12 protein-coding genes are annotated in these 14,697 nt (G+C 72.5%); 6 read left to right on the top strand and 6 right to left on the bottom strand.

Going from position 1 to position 14,697, the window contains the following annotated elements; all coding sequences use genetic code 11:
- Positions 1–56: 56 nt before the first annotated feature.
- Positions 57–1,142 carry an S-(hydroxymethyl)mycothiol dehydrogenase gene (locus ACFPIJ_RS48435; RefSeq protein ID WP_380126278.1) on the bottom strand — a complete coding sequence of 362 codons (1,086 nt, stop codon included), beginning with the start codon at positions 1,140–1,142 and terminating at the stop codon, positions 57–59.
- A gap of 46 nt (positions 1,143–1,188) precedes the next feature.
- On the opposite strand from ACFPIJ_RS48435, the gene ACFPIJ_RS48430 reads away from it, so the two are divergent.
- Complete coding sequence (locus ACFPIJ_RS48430) at positions 1,189–2,820, top strand: RecQ family ATP-dependent DNA helicase (RefSeq protein WP_380126277.1); 1,632 nt, start codon at positions 1,189–1,191, stop codon at positions 2,818–2,820.
- On the opposite strand, the gene ACFPIJ_RS48425 is transcribed toward ACFPIJ_RS48430, so the two are convergent.
- Positions 2,776–5,769 carry an AfsR/SARP family transcriptional regulator gene (locus ACFPIJ_RS48425; protein WP_380126276.1) on the bottom strand — a complete coding sequence of 998 codons (2,994 nt, stop codon included), beginning with the start codon at positions 5,767–5,769 and terminating at the stop codon, positions 2,776–2,778. The genes ACFPIJ_RS48430 and ACFPIJ_RS48425 overlap by 45 nt on opposite strands.
- Positions 5,770–5,837: 68 nt before the next feature.
- A complete protein-coding gene (locus tag ACFPIJ_RS48420) occupies positions 5,838–6,158 on the bottom strand; it encodes a DUF2795 domain-containing protein (RefSeq protein ID WP_380126275.1) in 321 nt (106 codons plus the stop codon).
- 67 nt (positions 6,159–6,225) lie between these two features.
- On the opposite strand from ACFPIJ_RS48420, the gene ACFPIJ_RS48415 reads away from it, so the two are divergent.
- On the top strand, positions 6,226–6,954 hold the full coding sequence (locus tag ACFPIJ_RS48415; protein WP_380126274.1) for a hypothetical protein: 729 nt from the start codon (positions 6,226–6,228) through the stop codon (positions 6,952–6,954).
- Between the two features lie 62 nt (positions 6,955–7,016).
- Here the strand turns inward: ACFPIJ_RS48415 and ACFPIJ_RS48410 are convergent, their stop codons facing one another.
- Positions 7,017–9,344 (bottom strand): EAL domain-containing protein, encoded by a 2,328-nt coding sequence (locus tag ACFPIJ_RS48410; protein ID WP_380126273.1) that lies wholly within the window; start codon positions 9,342–9,344, stop codon positions 7,017–7,019.
- Between the two features lie 111 nt (positions 9,345–9,455).
- Here ACFPIJ_RS48410 and ACFPIJ_RS48405 point away from each other — a divergent pair, with 111 nt between their 5' ends.
- The 3 genes from ACFPIJ_RS48405 (at position 9,456) to ACFPIJ_RS48395 (ending at position 12,989) form a co-directional block, all read left to right on the top strand.
- On the top strand, positions 9,456–10,457 hold the full coding sequence (locus ACFPIJ_RS48405) for a glycosyltransferase family 4 protein (protein WP_380126272.1): 1,002 nt from the start codon (positions 9,456–9,458) through the stop codon (positions 10,455–10,457).
- 218 nt (positions 10,458–10,675) lie between these two features.
- Positions 10,676–12,358, top strand: coding sequence for a tetratricopeptide repeat protein (locus tag ACFPIJ_RS48400; protein WP_380126271.1), 1,683 nt, complete (start codon positions 10,676–10,678; stop codon positions 12,356–12,358).
- Between the two features lie 67 nt (positions 12,359–12,425).
- On the top strand, positions 12,426–12,989 hold the full coding sequence (locus ACFPIJ_RS48395) for a GtrA family protein (protein ID WP_380126270.1): 564 nt from the start codon (positions 12,426–12,428) through the stop codon (positions 12,987–12,989).
- Between the two features lie 9 nt (positions 12,990–12,998).
- Here ACFPIJ_RS48395 and ACFPIJ_RS48390 read toward each other — a convergent pair whose 3' ends face one another.
- Together ACFPIJ_RS48390 and ACFPIJ_RS48385 are read right to left on the bottom strand one after the other, a co-directional pair.
- Complete coding sequence (locus tag ACFPIJ_RS48390) at positions 12,999–13,337, bottom strand: STAS domain-containing protein (RefSeq protein ID WP_380126375.1); 339 nt, start codon at positions 13,335–13,337, stop codon at positions 12,999–13,001.
- Between the two features lie 79 nt (positions 13,338–13,416).
- On the bottom strand, positions 13,417–14,025 hold the full coding sequence (locus ACFPIJ_RS48385; RefSeq protein ID WP_380126269.1) for a hypothetical protein: 609 nt from the start codon (positions 14,023–14,025) through the stop codon (positions 13,417–13,419).
- A 257-nt stretch (positions 14,026–14,282) separates the two neighbouring features.
- Here ACFPIJ_RS48385 and ACFPIJ_RS48380 point away from each other — a divergent pair, with 257 nt between their 5' ends.
- Positions 14,283–14,693, top strand: a complete 411-nt coding sequence (locus ACFPIJ_RS48380) for a subtilase-type protease inhibitor (RefSeq protein ID WP_380126268.1) — start codon at positions 14,283–14,285, stop codon at positions 14,691–14,693.
- Positions 14,694–14,697 lie beyond the last annotated feature (4 nt).

The following is a 14,697-nucleotide window of genomic DNA, read 5'->3' as shown; positions in this document are numbered from 1 at the left end:
ATATATCGGGAGACTATCGGCGACAAGTCGTTGACCGGTACATCCCGTTATGTTCGTTACAGGACGATGACCGTGCGCAACACCGATCCCGCCTCCATCTCGTGGAAGGCCGCCTCCACGTCGGACAGGGTGCCGGTGGCGCTGACGAAGCGGTCCAGCGGCAGCCGGCCCTGCAGGTGCAGGTCGATGAGCAGCGGGAAGTCCCGGGAGGGCAGGCAGTCGCCGTACCAGCTGGACTTGAGCGCACCGCCCCGGCCGAACACCTCCAGGAACGGCAGGGTCAGCTGCATGTCGGGGCGCGGCACCCCGACCAGGACGACCGTCCCGGCCAGATCACGGGCGTAGAAGGCCTGCTCGTACACCTGCGGCAGCCCGACCGCCTCGATGACGACGTCGGCGCCGAAGCCCCCGGTCAGCGCCCGGACCGCCTCGACCGGGTCGGTCTCGCGTGAGTTGACGACGTGCGTCGCCCCGAACTCCTGCGCCCAGGCAAGCTTGCGGACGTCGACGTCGATCGCGATGACCTTGCTCGCGCCGGCGAGGACCGACCCGACGATCGCCGCGTCGCCGACCCCGCCGCAGCCGAAGACCGCGACCGTGTCGCCGCGGCCCACGTTGCCGGTGTTCAGCGCGGCGCCGATGCCCGCCATGACGCCGCAGCCGAGCAGCCCCGCGACGCTCGCCGACGCCCGCGGGTCGACCTTCGTGCACTGCCCGGCGGCGACCAGGGTGTACTTGAGGAACGCACCGATGCCCAGCGCCGGCGACAGCGGCGTGCCGTCGGCCAGGGTCATCTTCTGCTTGGCGTTGTGCGTGTTGAAGCAGTACCAGGGACGCCCGCGCAGGCAGGCCCGGCACTGCCCGCAGACGGCCCGCCAGTTGAGCACGACGAAGTCGCCCGGCGCGACGTCGGTGACGCCCGGCCCGACGGCCGAGACGATCCCCGCCGCCTCGTGGCCGAGCAGATACGGGAAGTCCTCGCCGATGCCGCCCTCGCGGTAGTGCAGGTCGGTGTGGCAGACCCCGCACGCCTGGACCTCCACCACCGCCTCGCCGGGGCCGGGGTCGGGGACGATGACGGTTTCGAGGCTGACAGGCTGGCCCTTGCCCAGCGCGACCACGCCTTGCGTTTCGATAGGCATACCCTCCGTCCTACCAGACGGATCGAGGGATGGTAGTAAGAGCGGCATGACGGACGACCTGCGGCGCATCGCGAAGGAACGCTTCGGCTGGGACCGCCTGCGCGACGAGCAGGTGAAGGCCATGGCGGCGCTGATGGCCGGGCGCGACGCCCTGGCGGTGCTGCCGACCGGCGCCGGCAAGTCCGCCATCTACCAGGTGCCGGCGCCGCTGCTGCCGGGCCCGACGATCGTCATCTCGCCGCTGCTGGCGCTGCAGCAGGATCAGATCGCGTCGCTGACCGCCCGCAACCAGGCGTCGCTGCAGGCGGTGCGGCTGTCCTCCGCCGAGGGCAAGGCCGAGCGCGCGGAGGCCCTGGAGGCGCTGCGGGCCGGCGACGCCGAGTTCGTGTTCCTGACCCCGGAGCAGTTCGCCGACCCGGCCCGCGTCGCGCAGATCAAGGCCCTGAAGCCGAGCCTCGTCGCGGTCGACGAGGCGCACTGCGTCTCCGCGTGGGGGCACGACTTCCGGCCCGACTACCTGCAGCTGGGACAGTTCATCCGGGAGCTGGGCCGGCCGCCGATCGTCGCCCTGACCGCGACCGCGTCGCCGCCGGTCCGCGACGACATCGTCGAGCGGCTCGGGATGCGCGACCCGGAGATCGTCGTGACCGGTCTCGACCGGCCCAACCTGTTCCTGGAGTCGGTGCACTGCCCCGACGAGCAGACCCGCTGGCGGCGGCTGCTGGCCCGGCTGAAGGAATCCACGCCGCCGGGCATCATCTACGCGCCGACCCGGCGCGCGACCGAGGAGCTCGCCGAGCGGCTCGTCGAGGAGGGCATGCCCGCCGTCGCGTACCACGGCGGCATGAGCGCCGGCGACCGCGAACGCGCCCACGAGGCATTCCTCGCCGACGAGGTCGAGATCATGGTCGCGACGACCGCGTTCGGCATGGGCATCGACAAACCCAACATCCGGTGGGTGAACCACATCGCCCTGCCCGACTCGCCCGACTCCTACCTGCAGGAGATCGGCCGGGCCGGCCGGGACGGGCAGCCGGCGCAGGTGCTCCTGCTGCACCGCACCGAGGACACCGGGCTGCGGAAGTTCTTCACAAACGTCTCGGTCGACCGCGAGGAGGTCAGCTCCCTCGCGGCGCTGCTGCGCTCGGTCGCGCCCGACCCGATCACCCGCGACGAGCTGGAGGAGCGCACCGGCCTCGGCGCCCGCAAGCTCGGCCAGCTGCTGAGCCTCCTGGAGGAGGTCGGCGGCGCACAACTGCTGCACGGCAGCAAGGTCAAGGCGCCCCGCTGGGCGCCGACCCCGGCGAAGTCCGCCGAGCTGGCCGAGGCGCAGGCGGAGAAGCAGCAGACGGTGTCGCGGTCCCGGCTGGACATGATGCGCAACTTCGCCGAGACGGAGCTGTGCCGCGGTCAGGCCCTGCTCGCCTACTTCGGCGAGCACCTCGACGGCACCTGCGGGCACTGCGACAACTGCCTCGACGGCAGCGCGCAGGCCGGTCTCGACGCGGCCGGGGACGTGCCGTTCCCGATCCACAGCGAGGTCCGCCACGGCGAGTGGGGCAAGGGCGTGGTGCTGTCCTACGCGGGTGAGCAGATGACGGTGCTGTTCGACAACGTCGGCTACAAGACCCTGTCAGTGCCGGTGGTCGAGGAGCACCGGCTGCTGCGGCGGCTCTGACGCCTGCGTCGCGGCCGCGTCGCTCAGCCCGCACGCCCGGAACAGGGCACGTGCATCGGCCCGTTCGCCGGCGTCGTCCCGCCCGGCGCGGCGCAGCGCGTCGGCGATACCGGTGTGCGCCCGGGCCTGCTCGTACTGCTGCCCGGTCTGCGCGGTGAGCAGCAGCGCCCGATCGTGCTCGGCGATCGCCTCGTCGGTGCGGCCGAGCAACGTGAGCGTGGTGCCCAGGTCGTTGCGGATGCCCAGCTCGAAGTGCGGGTCGGTCAGGTGCTGCACCTGCTGGCATGCTTCGAGCTGGCAGCGCAGCGCCTCGTCGAGGTCGCCCAGGGCCGCGTGCGCCCGGCCGACCGAGCTGAGCGTCTCCGCCGCGCCGGACACGTTGCCGGCGTCGATGTTCACCCGCAGTGCCCGGCGCAGCAGCAGCAACGCGAGGCGCGGATGCCCGAGCGCGAGATGGACCCGGCCGAACTCGGACGCGGCCCAGGCCAGGCTCACCTGCATCGTCGCGCCGAGCTGGTGCATGCTGATCACCGCCTCCCGCAACGCCAGGCGGGCCTGCTCGGGCCGGCCCAGCCGCAGCTGCACCGCGCCCGTTTCGGCCACGCCCCGCAGCCGGCTGCTGATGTCGCCGGACGCACGGCAGGCGGTCTCGGCGGTGCGCAGGTGCGCCAGGCTCTCGTCGAGCCGCCCGGTGACCCGGCAGACCACGCCGAGGTTGACCGCGACGGCGCCGAGCTGGCCGGTGACTCCCGCCGCGGCGTAGTGGGCGGCGGCCTCGCGCAGGTATTCGACGCTCTCCGCGGGGCGGGACAGGCGCAGCATCGTGCCGGCGTGCCACTTGCATGCCTGCGCGATCAGCTCGTCGTCGCCGAGGACGCGGGCCGACGCGATCGCCTGCCGGCCGAGCCGTTCGGCGACCGCGGAGCGGCCCTCCTTGTTCGCGAACCGCCACAGGATCCGGTGCAACTGCACCGCGTGCCGGTGCGCGCCGGCGCGGTGCGCGTCGTCGGCGAGCGCCACGAGGGCCGGCCACGCCGACCGCATCCAGGCCAGACCTTCCCGTGCCCCGCCGTCCCGTGCCCCGCCTTCCCGCACGCCGGCGAACGGGCGGGTGAACGCGTCGGCGGGGAAGCTCGGCGCGTCCTGCGGCCGCAGCTCCAGGTGGGCGTTGACGGTCGCGGCGGTGTGCAGGTAGTAGTCGAGCAGCCGGGTCAGCGCGGCCGGGCGTTCCGCACCGGTGACCAGGGTTCCGGCGAACTCCCGCATCAGGTCGTGCAGCCGGTAGTGCCCGGGCTGATCCTCCTGCAGCAGGTGCACCTCCACCAGCCGGTCGAGCAGTTCCCGCGCCACCGGCACCGGCACCTCGGCCAGCGCGGCAACCGGCCACACCTCGAACTCACCCGCCGGATGCAACCCCAGCAACCGGAAACACCGCTGCTCCAGACCGCTCAACTGCCGGTACGACACGTCGAACGCCGCCGCCACACTGTGCCCCTCCGCAGACACCGCGATCGGCGGCGGATCCGCAGCCCGCAACCGCCCCACCATCGCCGACACACTCCACCGCGGCCGATGCTGCAACCGATGCGCGATCAACCGCACCGCCAGAGGCAACCGCCCACACAACTCCACCACCTCGGCCGCCGCAGCCGGCTCCGCATCGACCCGGTCACCGATCGCGTCCCGCAACACCGACACCGCATCACCGACCGGCAACGGCTCCAAACTCAACAGGAACGCACCGTCGATCGGACCGATCCGCGTCCGGCTCGTCACCAACACCACACACGCCGCATCCGCCGGCGGCAGCAACGGCCGCACCTGCTCCGCACCCGCGACGTTGTCCACCACCACCACGGCCCGCCGGCCGGTCAGCGCCTGCCGCCACAGGACCTGCCGCCCGGGCAGGTCGTCGGGGATGCGCTGCGGCGGCTCACCGAGCTGGGCGAGCAGCAGCCCGAGCGCATCGACCGGGGCCACCGGCGCGCCCTCACTGTGCCCCTGCAGATCCACGAACAACTGCGCGTCCGGGTACTCCTCCCGCAACGCCTCCGCGGCGGACACGGCGAACGCCGACTTGCCGACGCCGGCCATCCCGTCCACGACGATCACGCGGTACACCCCGTGGGCCGCTCGCAGCAGCCGGTCCGTCTCCTGCACCCGGCCGCGCAGCCGGGCGACCCGCGGCAGCGCGCTGGCCGTGGGCGGCCCGCCGGCCCCCGCCGGCCCGGTGCCGCGCAGCACCTCCAGGTGCAGCTCACGCAGGCGCGGGCCGGGGTCGACGCCGAGCTCCTCGCGCAGGGCCACAACGGTGCGCTGGAACAGCTGCAGCGCCTCCGCCTGCCGGCCCTCGCGGTGCAGCGCCGCCATCAGCACACCGGTCAGCCGCTCCCGCAGGGGATCCCCGGCGACCAGCGGCGCCAGCCGTTCCACCACTTCCCGGGGCCGCCGCAGGTCGAGCAGGGTCTCGGCCCACTCCTCGACCGTCGCCCAGCGCTGCTCGGCGAGCGAGTCGCGCCACCGCGCGACCATGGAGCCGGGCAGCCCGGCGAACGGGGTGTCACGCCACTCGTCGAGGGCCGCCCGGTAGTGCACGGCGGCGATCTCGGGGTCCGTCGCGGCGCGCGCCCGCTGCAACAAGGCCTGGAAGCGGGTCAGGTCGAGCCGGTCCTCCGGCAGCGTGATCCGGTAGCCGGCCGGGTCTGTCTGCAGGGAGGCGCCGTCGGCGCCGAGGAGCCGGCGGATGCGGTACACCGCGGTCTGCAACTGGTTGCGGGCGGTCGCCGGCGGGTCGTCGTCCCACACCAGCTGCACCAGGTCCGGGACGGTGACCGCGCGACCCGCGTGGAACAGCAGGCCCGCCACGATCAGCTGCTGCCGGGGCCCGCCGAGGTCGACGGGCACGCCGCCGACGATGACCTTGACCTGCCCCAGCACGTAGCACTCCACGCAGTGGGACGCTAGCGCTTCGTGCGCGTGGCGTACACAAGGATCCCGATCAGCGGCGATCTTTGCCGTCAGCGGCGGGTGGCGTCCTCGTTGCGGTGGCCCAGGGCCGCCCACACCTCGCTCACCGTCTCGAACAGCTCGTCCTCGGGCAGTTGCTCCAGCTCGGCGAGGACGTCGTCGGGTGCGTTGAGGTCCGTCGCGCCGGCCACCAGGTCGTCGCGGTCGCCCGGCAGGCTGGCAAGCGGGATGAACCGGCCGAGCCGGCTCCGGGCTTCGACCTCGTCATGGGTGAGTTCAGGCTCCATGTCACCGGCGATACCCGGGCATACCCCCACCAAACGAACGACACCCGATTGAGGTGGGACGAGGTTGGGTACCCGCATCGACATCCGCCCGATCCGTCGCGCTCCCACCCCCGGGGTGTGCGGCCGGGCGCTTCACAGGAGGTGAACACACGTGGCACGCATCGGGCAGCTGTTCGGCAAGCGGGACGCCGCAGTGGTGGACCGCGACCACGACGGTGTCGACGACCGGGACGAGGACCGCACCGTCGACCAGCGCGTCGACCGTGACCGCGACGGTGTTGTCGACCGCACCTTGGACAACCGGGTCGACCGGGACGGTGACGGTGTCGACGACCGGGTCGAGTCGAAGCGGCTCCGCACGTCGGACCGCACCCAGCGGATCCCCGCCGTCGCGCCCCTGTCCGGGGTCACCGACCGCGACACCGACCGGGACGGCATCGCCGACCGCCGGGAGACCCCCACGACGACCATGAAGCCGGTCATCGACCGTGAGCCCGCCCCCGACACCGCCTCCGACACCGACGCCGTTGCCGTCGTCGAGCCGGGCCGCCCGGCCCGCGCGAGCCTGCTGTCAACGCTCGGCCTCGTCGTCGGCGTGGTCGCCGTCGCGACCGCCCTCACCGGCCTGCTCGCCACCTGGGCGCTCCCGCTCGGCGCGCTCGGCCTGCTGCTGTCCTTCGGCGGGATCATCGCCGGCGCCCGCCGGCACGTCGCCGGCCGTGGCACCGGCACCCTGGGCGTGCTGTTCAGCGGCACCGCCGTGGTCTTCGCGATCCTCGCCCTCACCGGCCAGGTCAGCTGGCTCGACAGCGACGTCGACCAGGTCGCCCGGCTCAACGAGTGGCTCGACGCCCAGTTCCCGTGGATGAAGGACTGGTAAGCGTCTCCGCTGTCGCTCGACGCCGGCCGGGGCTCGCCCCGGCCGGCGTCTGCGTGTCGTCCTCAGGTACTGGCCGGAGTGGGAATGCCGTGCAGGACGCCGTTGCCGGCGTTGAGCACCTTGGTCAGGTCCTCGGCAGGCAGCGGGCGGGAGAAGTGGTATCCCTGCGCCTGTGGGCAGTCCAGCTCCCGCAGCCGTTCCGCCTGCTCCGGCGTCTCGACCGCCTCCGCGATCGACGACAGGCGCAGGCTGTTGCCGAGCTCGACGATCGCGCGGGTGAAGGCCATCTCCTCGGCCATCCCGCCCTCCGGGGTGAACGCCCGGTCGATCTTCAGGATGTCGACCGGCAGGTGCCGCAGGTACGCCAGGGACGAGTACCCGGTGCCGAAGTCGTCGACGGCGACCCGTACCCCCTCCTCGCGCAACGCCGACAACAGGACCGTCACGTCGTCGTTCTCCGTCGACGAGGACACCAGGACCGTCTCGGTGATCTCCAGGATCAGCGCGCTGCCCGGCAGGTCCGCGTCCCGCAGCGCGGACAGGACGGTCTGCGCGAAGTCCGGCTCGCGTAGCTGGCGGCCGGAGACGTTGACGGTCACGGAGATGTCGAACCGGTCATGCCACGGTCGGACGTCGCGGCACGCCTGCCGCAACACCCATGCACCGATCGGGACGATCAGGCCGTACTGCTCGGCGATGGGGATGAAGTCCAGCGGCGGCACCGGCCGGCCGTCGGGACTCCAGCGCAGCAACGCCTCGACGGCGGTGACCCGGCCCGTGGACAGGTCCACCACCGGCTGGTAGTTGACCATGAACTCGTCGTTCGCGACGGCCCGGCGCAGGTCCGACGCCAGGCGCATGTGCTCGTGCCGCTCGCTGGCCAGGCGGGGCTCGTAGGCGGCGAGCCGGTTCTTGCCGGCCGCCTTCGCCGCGTACAGGGCCAGGTCCGCGTTGCGCAGCGCCTCCGCCGGCGTGTCCGGGGCGTGCACCACCAGGGTGCCGACGCTGGTCGTGACGCTCAGCTCCCGCCCGCCGATCTCGTACGGCTGCGCGAGGGCGTCGACGACCGCCTGCCCGACCGCGTTGACCCGCAGCACCGGCACGTCCTCCAGCAGGATGGCGAACTCGTCCCCGCCGAGGCGCACCAGGGTGTCGGCGGTGTCGACCTCACCGAGCAGCCGGGCGGCGACCTCCATCAGCAGCGCGTCGCCGACCGGATGCCCGAACGAGTCGTTGACGTCCTTGAACCCGTCCAGATCCAGCAGCAGCAGGCCGTGCGCCGCGTTCGTGCGGGTCAACGCGTGCTCGAGCCGCTCCTGCAGCAGCGCGCGGTTGCCCAGGCCGGTCAGCGCGTCGTGCAGCGCCCGGTGGGTCAGCTGCTGCCGCAGCGCCTCCTGTTCCCGCAGCGCCTCGCCGAGGGCGAGCGCGTGCGCGTCGAGCTCCTCGACGCGCCGGTTCGCGAACTGGACGAGCTGGCTCAACCGGGCGATCAGCAGCACCGACGTGACGATCGACGTGGCCAGGGGCACGACGGCCCACGACCGCGACGGCAGCGGGTCGGCGGCCAGCAGCATCGTGATCGCGATGACCGGCCCGATCAGCGACAGCACCGAGTACAGGGAGATACGGTGCCGCGGGATCACCTGCTGCGCGCGTTCGAGCCGGCCGGCGGCCTCGGCCATCGACGGGTGCAGCGCGCCGGTGCCGAGCAACGCGTACGCGCACAGGTACAGCGCCGCGGACACGCGGTCGCCCTTCGCGTCGCCGGTCCAGGCGAGGGCGACGTAGTAGACGATGTCACCGGCGATGAGCGTCGCGGCGGCCACGCAGACGAGCCGGTGCGCGGTGTTGCGCACGCTGCTGGTGAACGCCATCCGGGTCGTGACCACGACCAGCAGGAGGTCGATCACCGCGTAGGTCAGGTGGCTGGTGCGGTGCGGCCCGTCGAACCGGGCGCTGGACAGCACCGGATGCACGATGAACGTCCAGCTCAGCGCCGCCACCCCGGACGCGACGATGCCGGAGTCGATGAGCCGCTCCCAGCGCGGCCGGCGGGGATCCCGGCGCACCCAGCTGACCAGCCCGCCGCCGAAGAACGGGTACGCCGCCAGGAACAGGGCGTCCTTCACCGAGGGGAAACCGACCTCACCGGTCAGCGCGTAGTCGACCGCCCACGCGCCGGCACCCAGCACGGAACAGGCGAGACCGGCGCCGAACAGCCACCACGTCCGGCGGTGCGCGGGCCGGTGGCGGCGCATCCCGACGCCCACCGCGACCACCGTCGACGCGCCGACCAGCGTATACAGGAACTGGCGTGGCATGATCGGAAGGAGCGCGCCGAGGATCACCGCGCCGAGTCCCAGTCCCGCATACCAACGCCATGCGGTCATCGGTCTCCTTGTCGCTGATTCGGCTGACCTGCCTATCGGCAGCGGGACCGCGTAACTGAGCAGGGCGAAGATGGACGGGTTCGACTGCCGAGCGAGGGGTAGGAAGCGCCGATGAAGGTCGCACTGCTGGGGCCGATCGCCTGGCGGACCCCGCCCCGCGCGTACGGGCCGTGGGAACAGATCGTGTCCCTGCTCGCCGAGGGGCTCGTCGCGCAAGGTGTCGACGTCACTCTCTTCGCCAGCCTCGACTCGGTCACCGCCGCCCGGCTCGACGGGGTCGTCGCGCGCCCGTACAACGAGGACACCTCCTATGACGGGAGGATCTGGGAAGCGCTGCACGTGGCGCACTGTTTCGACCGCAGCGGCGAGTTCGACCTCGTCCACAACAACCTGGACTGGCTGCCCCTCGCGATGAGCGGGTTCTGCGCGGCGCCGCTCGTCACCACCGTGCACGGCTTCTGCTCGCCGGCCATCCTCCCCGCCTACCAGCGGGCCCGCTCCGCGTTCGTGTCCATCTCCGACGCCGACCGCGGCCCCGGCCTCGACTACGCCGCCACCATCTACCACGGCATCGACGTCACGCAGTTCCCGTTCCAGGCCGCGCCGGGCGACGCGCTCGTCGCCTTCGGCCGGATCCACCCCGACAAGGGCACCGCGGAGGCGATCCGGATCGCCCGCGCCGCCGGCCGGCGGCTGCTGATCGCCGGCCCGGTGCACGACGAGCGGTACCACGCCGAGGAGGTCCTGCCCCAGATCGACGGCGACCAGGTCGCGTACCTCGGCAACATCGGCCCCGCCGAGCGCGCCGACGTCCTGGGCGCCGCCGCCGCGCTGCTGCACCCGATCGGGTTCGCGGAGCCGTTCGGGCTGTCCGTCGTCGAGGCGATGACCTGCGGCACGCCCGTCGTGGCGTATCCGCTCGGCTCGATGCCCGAGGTCGTCGACGAGGGCATCACCGGCTACCTCGCCGGCTCCGTCGCCGAGGCCGTCGAGGTCCTCGACGACGCCCTCAAGCTCGACCGGCACCAGGTCCGCGGTCACGCGGTCAGCCGCTTCTCCGCCGACCGCATGGTCGCCGACTACCTGCGGCTCTACACCCGCCTGCTGAGCTGAAATCCGGTGGTGCACCTTGGAATTCCCTCAAGGCCCACGCCCCGCGGCCGAACCTTCACAGTGTGCGGCGCCCGCGGCATACGACGCGGTAACGCGGGACGGCTCGGCTCCGGCAGCGACGTGGCAGGCTGCCGGAGCCGACGCCATCTGCGCGCATCGTGATCGAAGGCTGGCGTTGCGTCACCGTTCCCTCTAGGCTCTCGGGCGGAGGGAAGGCTGTGACTAGCGTCGATACCACTGCGGGTCTCGTCCCGGCACCCGGGCCCGGCTTCGGCGCCCGGCTCGCCGCCGTCGAGGACCTCGTCGCCAACTGGGACCTGCACGGCGCCCAGGTGGAGGCCCGGGCCCTGCTCGACGAGCCCGACCTGCCGCCCGACGACCGGCTCACCGCCCGCCGGCTGCTCGCCGAGGCGCTGCGCGAGCTCGGCGACCTCGACGCCGCCTACGACCTCGCCGAGGCCGTCGCCGCCCAGGCCGAGCACGCGTACGGGCCCTCGGACGTGTCGACGGTGCACGCCTGGGCCGTCCTCGCCGCCGTCCGCCACGACTATGACGAGTGGGACGCGGCCGAGGCGCTCTACCACCGCGTCCTGGACAGCGGCGTCGACGAGTCGGATGCTGAGGCGGCCCGTGTCATCCGGCTCACCCGGGTGAACCTGGCCCTGCTGCAACGCGACCGCGGTCAGCGCCCGCTCGCGCTGGCCATGCTCAATGCCGCCTACGTGGTGCACCGCCGCGAGTACGGCGCCGACGACCTCGACACCATCCGGATCGCCGCGGAACTCGCCGCCCTGCACCACGCCGACGGCAACGTGCCCGCGTCGCGGCGGCTGTTCACGCTCGCGCACGCGGCGGCGAGGTCCCGGCTGGGCAACCGGCACCCGTTGACGAAGGCGGTCGAGTGGGAGCTGGCGGCGGTCGAGCCGGCGATGCCCGCTTCGCTGCTGCCGCCGGTCGCGCCGGTCGCGCCGGTCGCGCCGGTCGCCCCGGCTGCCACGGCTGCCACGGCTGCGCTCGCTGCCCCGGTGGCCGCGGCGCCGTTCGGCCTGTCGAGCCCGGCAGGCGGGCTGGATGCGCCCGCCGAGTTTGATTCCGGCGGCGACGACCGTGGCGCGGTCGGTGTCGACCTGGATGCCGACCTGGACGCCGACCTGGACCCGGACCTCGATGCCGACCTGGACTTCGATCCCGACCTGGACCTGGATGCCGACCTGGACCTGGAATCCGGCTCGGACCTCGATGACGATGTACTGTCCTGGGGGCCGGTCGGGGCTCCTCCTGAGGTCGTAGGCGCCGCTGCCGTGGTGCAAGTGGCTTCCGGTCCGGTCGTCGTGGGTCATCCTGAGGTCGGACGGGCCCCGGTCGTGGGGGAGCGGCGGGTCGTGGTGCCGCTCAAGGCGGTGGCCGGGCTGGTGGTCGGGGCGCTGGTCATCGCAGCGGTGTCGATCCTGTGGCCGTCCGGGGACGCGTCGGACCGGTCCGCTGGGGCCGCGAGTTCCGCCGGCGCTTCCGGCGCTTCCGACATTTCCGGCGCATCCGGTCCGTCCGGCGCCGCAGGGGCTTCGGGTGCGGCCGGGGCTTCGGGGGCGGCAGGGGCTGCCGGGGCTGCCGGGCAGGGTGGTGGCGGTGCGGGCGGTGAGCCGGTGCGGGTGCGGGACCTGCGGCTGCGCGACGACGGGACCGCCCTCGCGGTCACCTGGACGGGGCTGCAGAGCAAGGCCGTTGTGGCACTTTCACGGGCCGGTGGGCCGGCGGTCGTGCTGGCGGAGGTGCCGCCGGGGACGACCTCGTACGTGGTGAAGGGCGTCGATCCGGCCGTGGCGTATTGCGTGGTCGTCGGGCCTGTCGACGCCACCGTCGCGCTCACCCCGGGCACGTCGGTGTGCACCGGGCAGCGCTGAGCGCGAGGGTGGGAACGAGTGGCAGGCGTCAAGCGTGTCGCAAGGTTTGCCGGGTATAGTCCGGCCGATGCGGCTCACTGACCGGACCCTCAACCGGCTACCCCGCCCCGTGGCAAGCCTGATGCGGGACCATCGGGAGACGGTCAAGTTCGTGATCGTCGGCGGTTTCTGCTACGTCGTCACGCTCCTGGTGAACTACGGGCTCCGGCTGACCGTGCTGGAGGACAAACCGGTCACCGCGCTCACGATCGCGAACGTGGTCGCGTCGGTCGTGTCGTACTTCCTCAACCGCGAATGGTCGTTCCGGACCAGGGGTGGCCGGCGCCGCCATCACGAGCTGGCGCTCTACCTGATCATCAACGGCATCGGCGTCGCGGTCAACGCGGCGCCGCTGTTCGTCGCGCGCTATGTCTTCGGACTGCAGGAGCCGGCGGTCAGCGCCCTGGCCGAGGAGATCTCCGACTTCGGCTTCGGCATGGTGCTGGGCACCGCGCTGGCGATGCTGTTCCGGCTGTGGGCGTATCGCACGTGGGTCTTCCCCCACGACGACGTGCGTCCGGCCCCGCAGCGCTGGGACCACACCGTGCCGTCCCAGGCGGGCGCCGCCCCGTCGGTCAACGCCACCGACTAGCCGGAGCGGTCAGAACGGGATGTGGTCGGGATCCGGCTCCGCGGGCGCGCCGAGCAGCTGGTCGACACCCGCGATGCGCAGCTGCCGGAGCACGAACGGGCTGGCCCGGTGGATGACCAGGCGGACACCCTCGGCGCCGGCCTCCCGCTGGGCACCGACGATGGCGCCGACCGCGGCCGAGTCCAGGAACGTGACGAGCCCCAGGTCGACCCGCAGCACGCTCGGCCGGCGCTGGGTGGCGGCGGCGACGAGGTCCTGACGGAGCGTGGTGGCGGTGCCGTGGTCGATCTCGCCCCGGACGGAGACCACCGTTGATCCGTCCATCATGACGTTGACCGTTACCGACATCGACATGGCGCTCCCAGCGTGCTCATCCGCCACAGCATAGGAGCGATCGCGGCCGCTCGCAGCGCGCATCCCGCCCCGTTCACCCGGTGCGCGGTGGCGCCCCGCCCTGAATGTGGTCAGGGCAGTGCAGCCGTAGCTCCCGGTAACCGAACGGGGCGTCGACGAACCAGCAGTGGTGCGGCGCCTCGGTGCCGGGGTGCCGGTACCCGTCGAAGAAGCGACATGACAGGCACATCCGGCTCACCGGGATCCGCCCCTCGCGCTGCAGCTGGGTGATCCTGGTGGTGACCATCCGCAGCAGCCGCGCCTGGGTGGGCTCGTCCAGTTCTTCGACCTTGCCCAGCACGGTCTCCGCCCAGTTGGACGGCGCCGGGGTCAGGGCAAGACCACGCTCGGTCGCGGCGACCCGCATGTCGTGCGCCGCGTACGACGGCGCCGGCCGCATCTCGACCAGCCCTTCGGCGATCAGCGGCGACACGATCGCCATGGTCGCGGCGACCGACGACCCGAGCTCGGCGGCGAGGTCGGACAGCCGGAACTCACGGTCCCGCCGGCCGAGCAGCAGCATCACCTGCCGGTGCGGCGGTGGCAGCGGTGGCGGATCGTCCGGGGGAGCGTCCGTGGGCGCCATGACGGCGACCCGCACCAGGCCGGCGACGAGCTTCTGCGCCTGTGCCTCAAGGGTCACGGCAGTCTCCTCCCGAGCATCCGCTGCTAGCACCCTAGACCTCGACGTCGATCAACAGGGAGCACCGCGCTCCGCAATTCGCCCCGACCCGTCAATCACCCGTCAATCACCCGTGGACGGGGTGCGGGCAGGACTGCGCGCGGATGTAGGGGCGAAGGGGCGGGGCGGCGCTGGTCGTACAATACGGAAAAATGCGAAATGTCCAGGTTTAAGGTGTAGGCTACGCACGATTTCAGCAGGTGCAACGGGGGTCAGGAATGGGTGCAGGACGGTTGGTCGCGACGGCCACCATGCTGGTGGCGGCGATCGCGGCCGTGGAGACAGCGACAGCGGCGGCGGCGGCAGCGGCCCCCGTCAATCCTACGAAACTCGTGCTCACGGTCGCCAAGGGCGAGAGCACGAAGCCGGTGCAGCGGCGGGCGTCGCTGACGTGCCGGCCCGCCGGCGGCTCGCACAAGATGGCGCGCGACGCGTGTTCGGCGCTCGCCAAGGTCGGCGGCGACTTCGGCCGGCTGCAGCAGGGGGCCGGGGTCGCGTGCACGATGCAGTACGACCCGGTCACCGTCACGGCCGTCGGCCGGTGGAAGGGCAAGCGGGTCGACTACAAGAAGACGTACGGCAACGCGTGCTCGCTGTCGACGACGACAGGCCCGGTTTTCAGCCTGTAGGCGA

The organism is Dactylosporangium cerinum (assembly GCF_042653625.1).
Lineage (GTDB): Bacteria > Actinomycetota > Actinomycetes > Mycobacteriales > Micromonosporaceae > Dactylosporangium > Dactylosporangium cerinum.
The sequence above is the reverse complement of the archived record's forward strand: the minus strand, read 5'-3'. Positions and strand labels throughout refer to the sequence as shown.

Excerpts from the sequence above, each read along its gene's own strand:
- ACFPIJ_RS48410 (WP_380126273.1), bottom strand. The coding sequence starts at position 9,344 with ATGACCGCATGGCGTTGGTATGCGGGACTGGGACTCGGCGCGGTGATC.
- ACFPIJ_RS48430 (WP_380126277.1), top strand. The coding sequence starts at position 1,189 with ATGACGGACGACCTGCGGCGCATCGCGAAGGAACGCTTCGGCTGGGAC.
- ACFPIJ_RS48420 (WP_380126275.1), bottom strand. The coding sequence starts at position 6,158 with ATGTCGATGCGGGTACCCAACCTCGTCCCACCTCAATCGGGTGTCGTT.
- ACFPIJ_RS48395 (WP_380126270.1), top strand. The coding sequence starts at position 12,426 with ATGCGGCTCACTGACCGGACCCTCAACCGGCTACCCCGCCCCGTGGCA.
- ACFPIJ_RS48380 (WP_380126268.1), top strand. The coding sequence starts at position 14,283 with ATGGGTGCAGGACGGTTGGTCGCGACGGCCACCATGCTGGTGGCGGCG.
- ACFPIJ_RS48405 (WP_380126272.1), top strand. The coding sequence starts at position 9,456 with ATGAAGGTCGCACTGCTGGGGCCGATCGCCTGGCGGACCCCGCCCCGC.
- ACFPIJ_RS48435 (WP_380126278.1), bottom strand. The coding sequence starts at position 1,142 with ATGCCTATCGAAACGCAAGGCGTGGTCGCGCTGGGCAAGGGCCAGCCT.
- ACFPIJ_RS48390 (WP_380126375.1), bottom strand. The coding sequence starts at position 13,337 with ATGTCGGTAACGGTCAACGTCATGATGGACGGATCAACGGTGGTCTCC.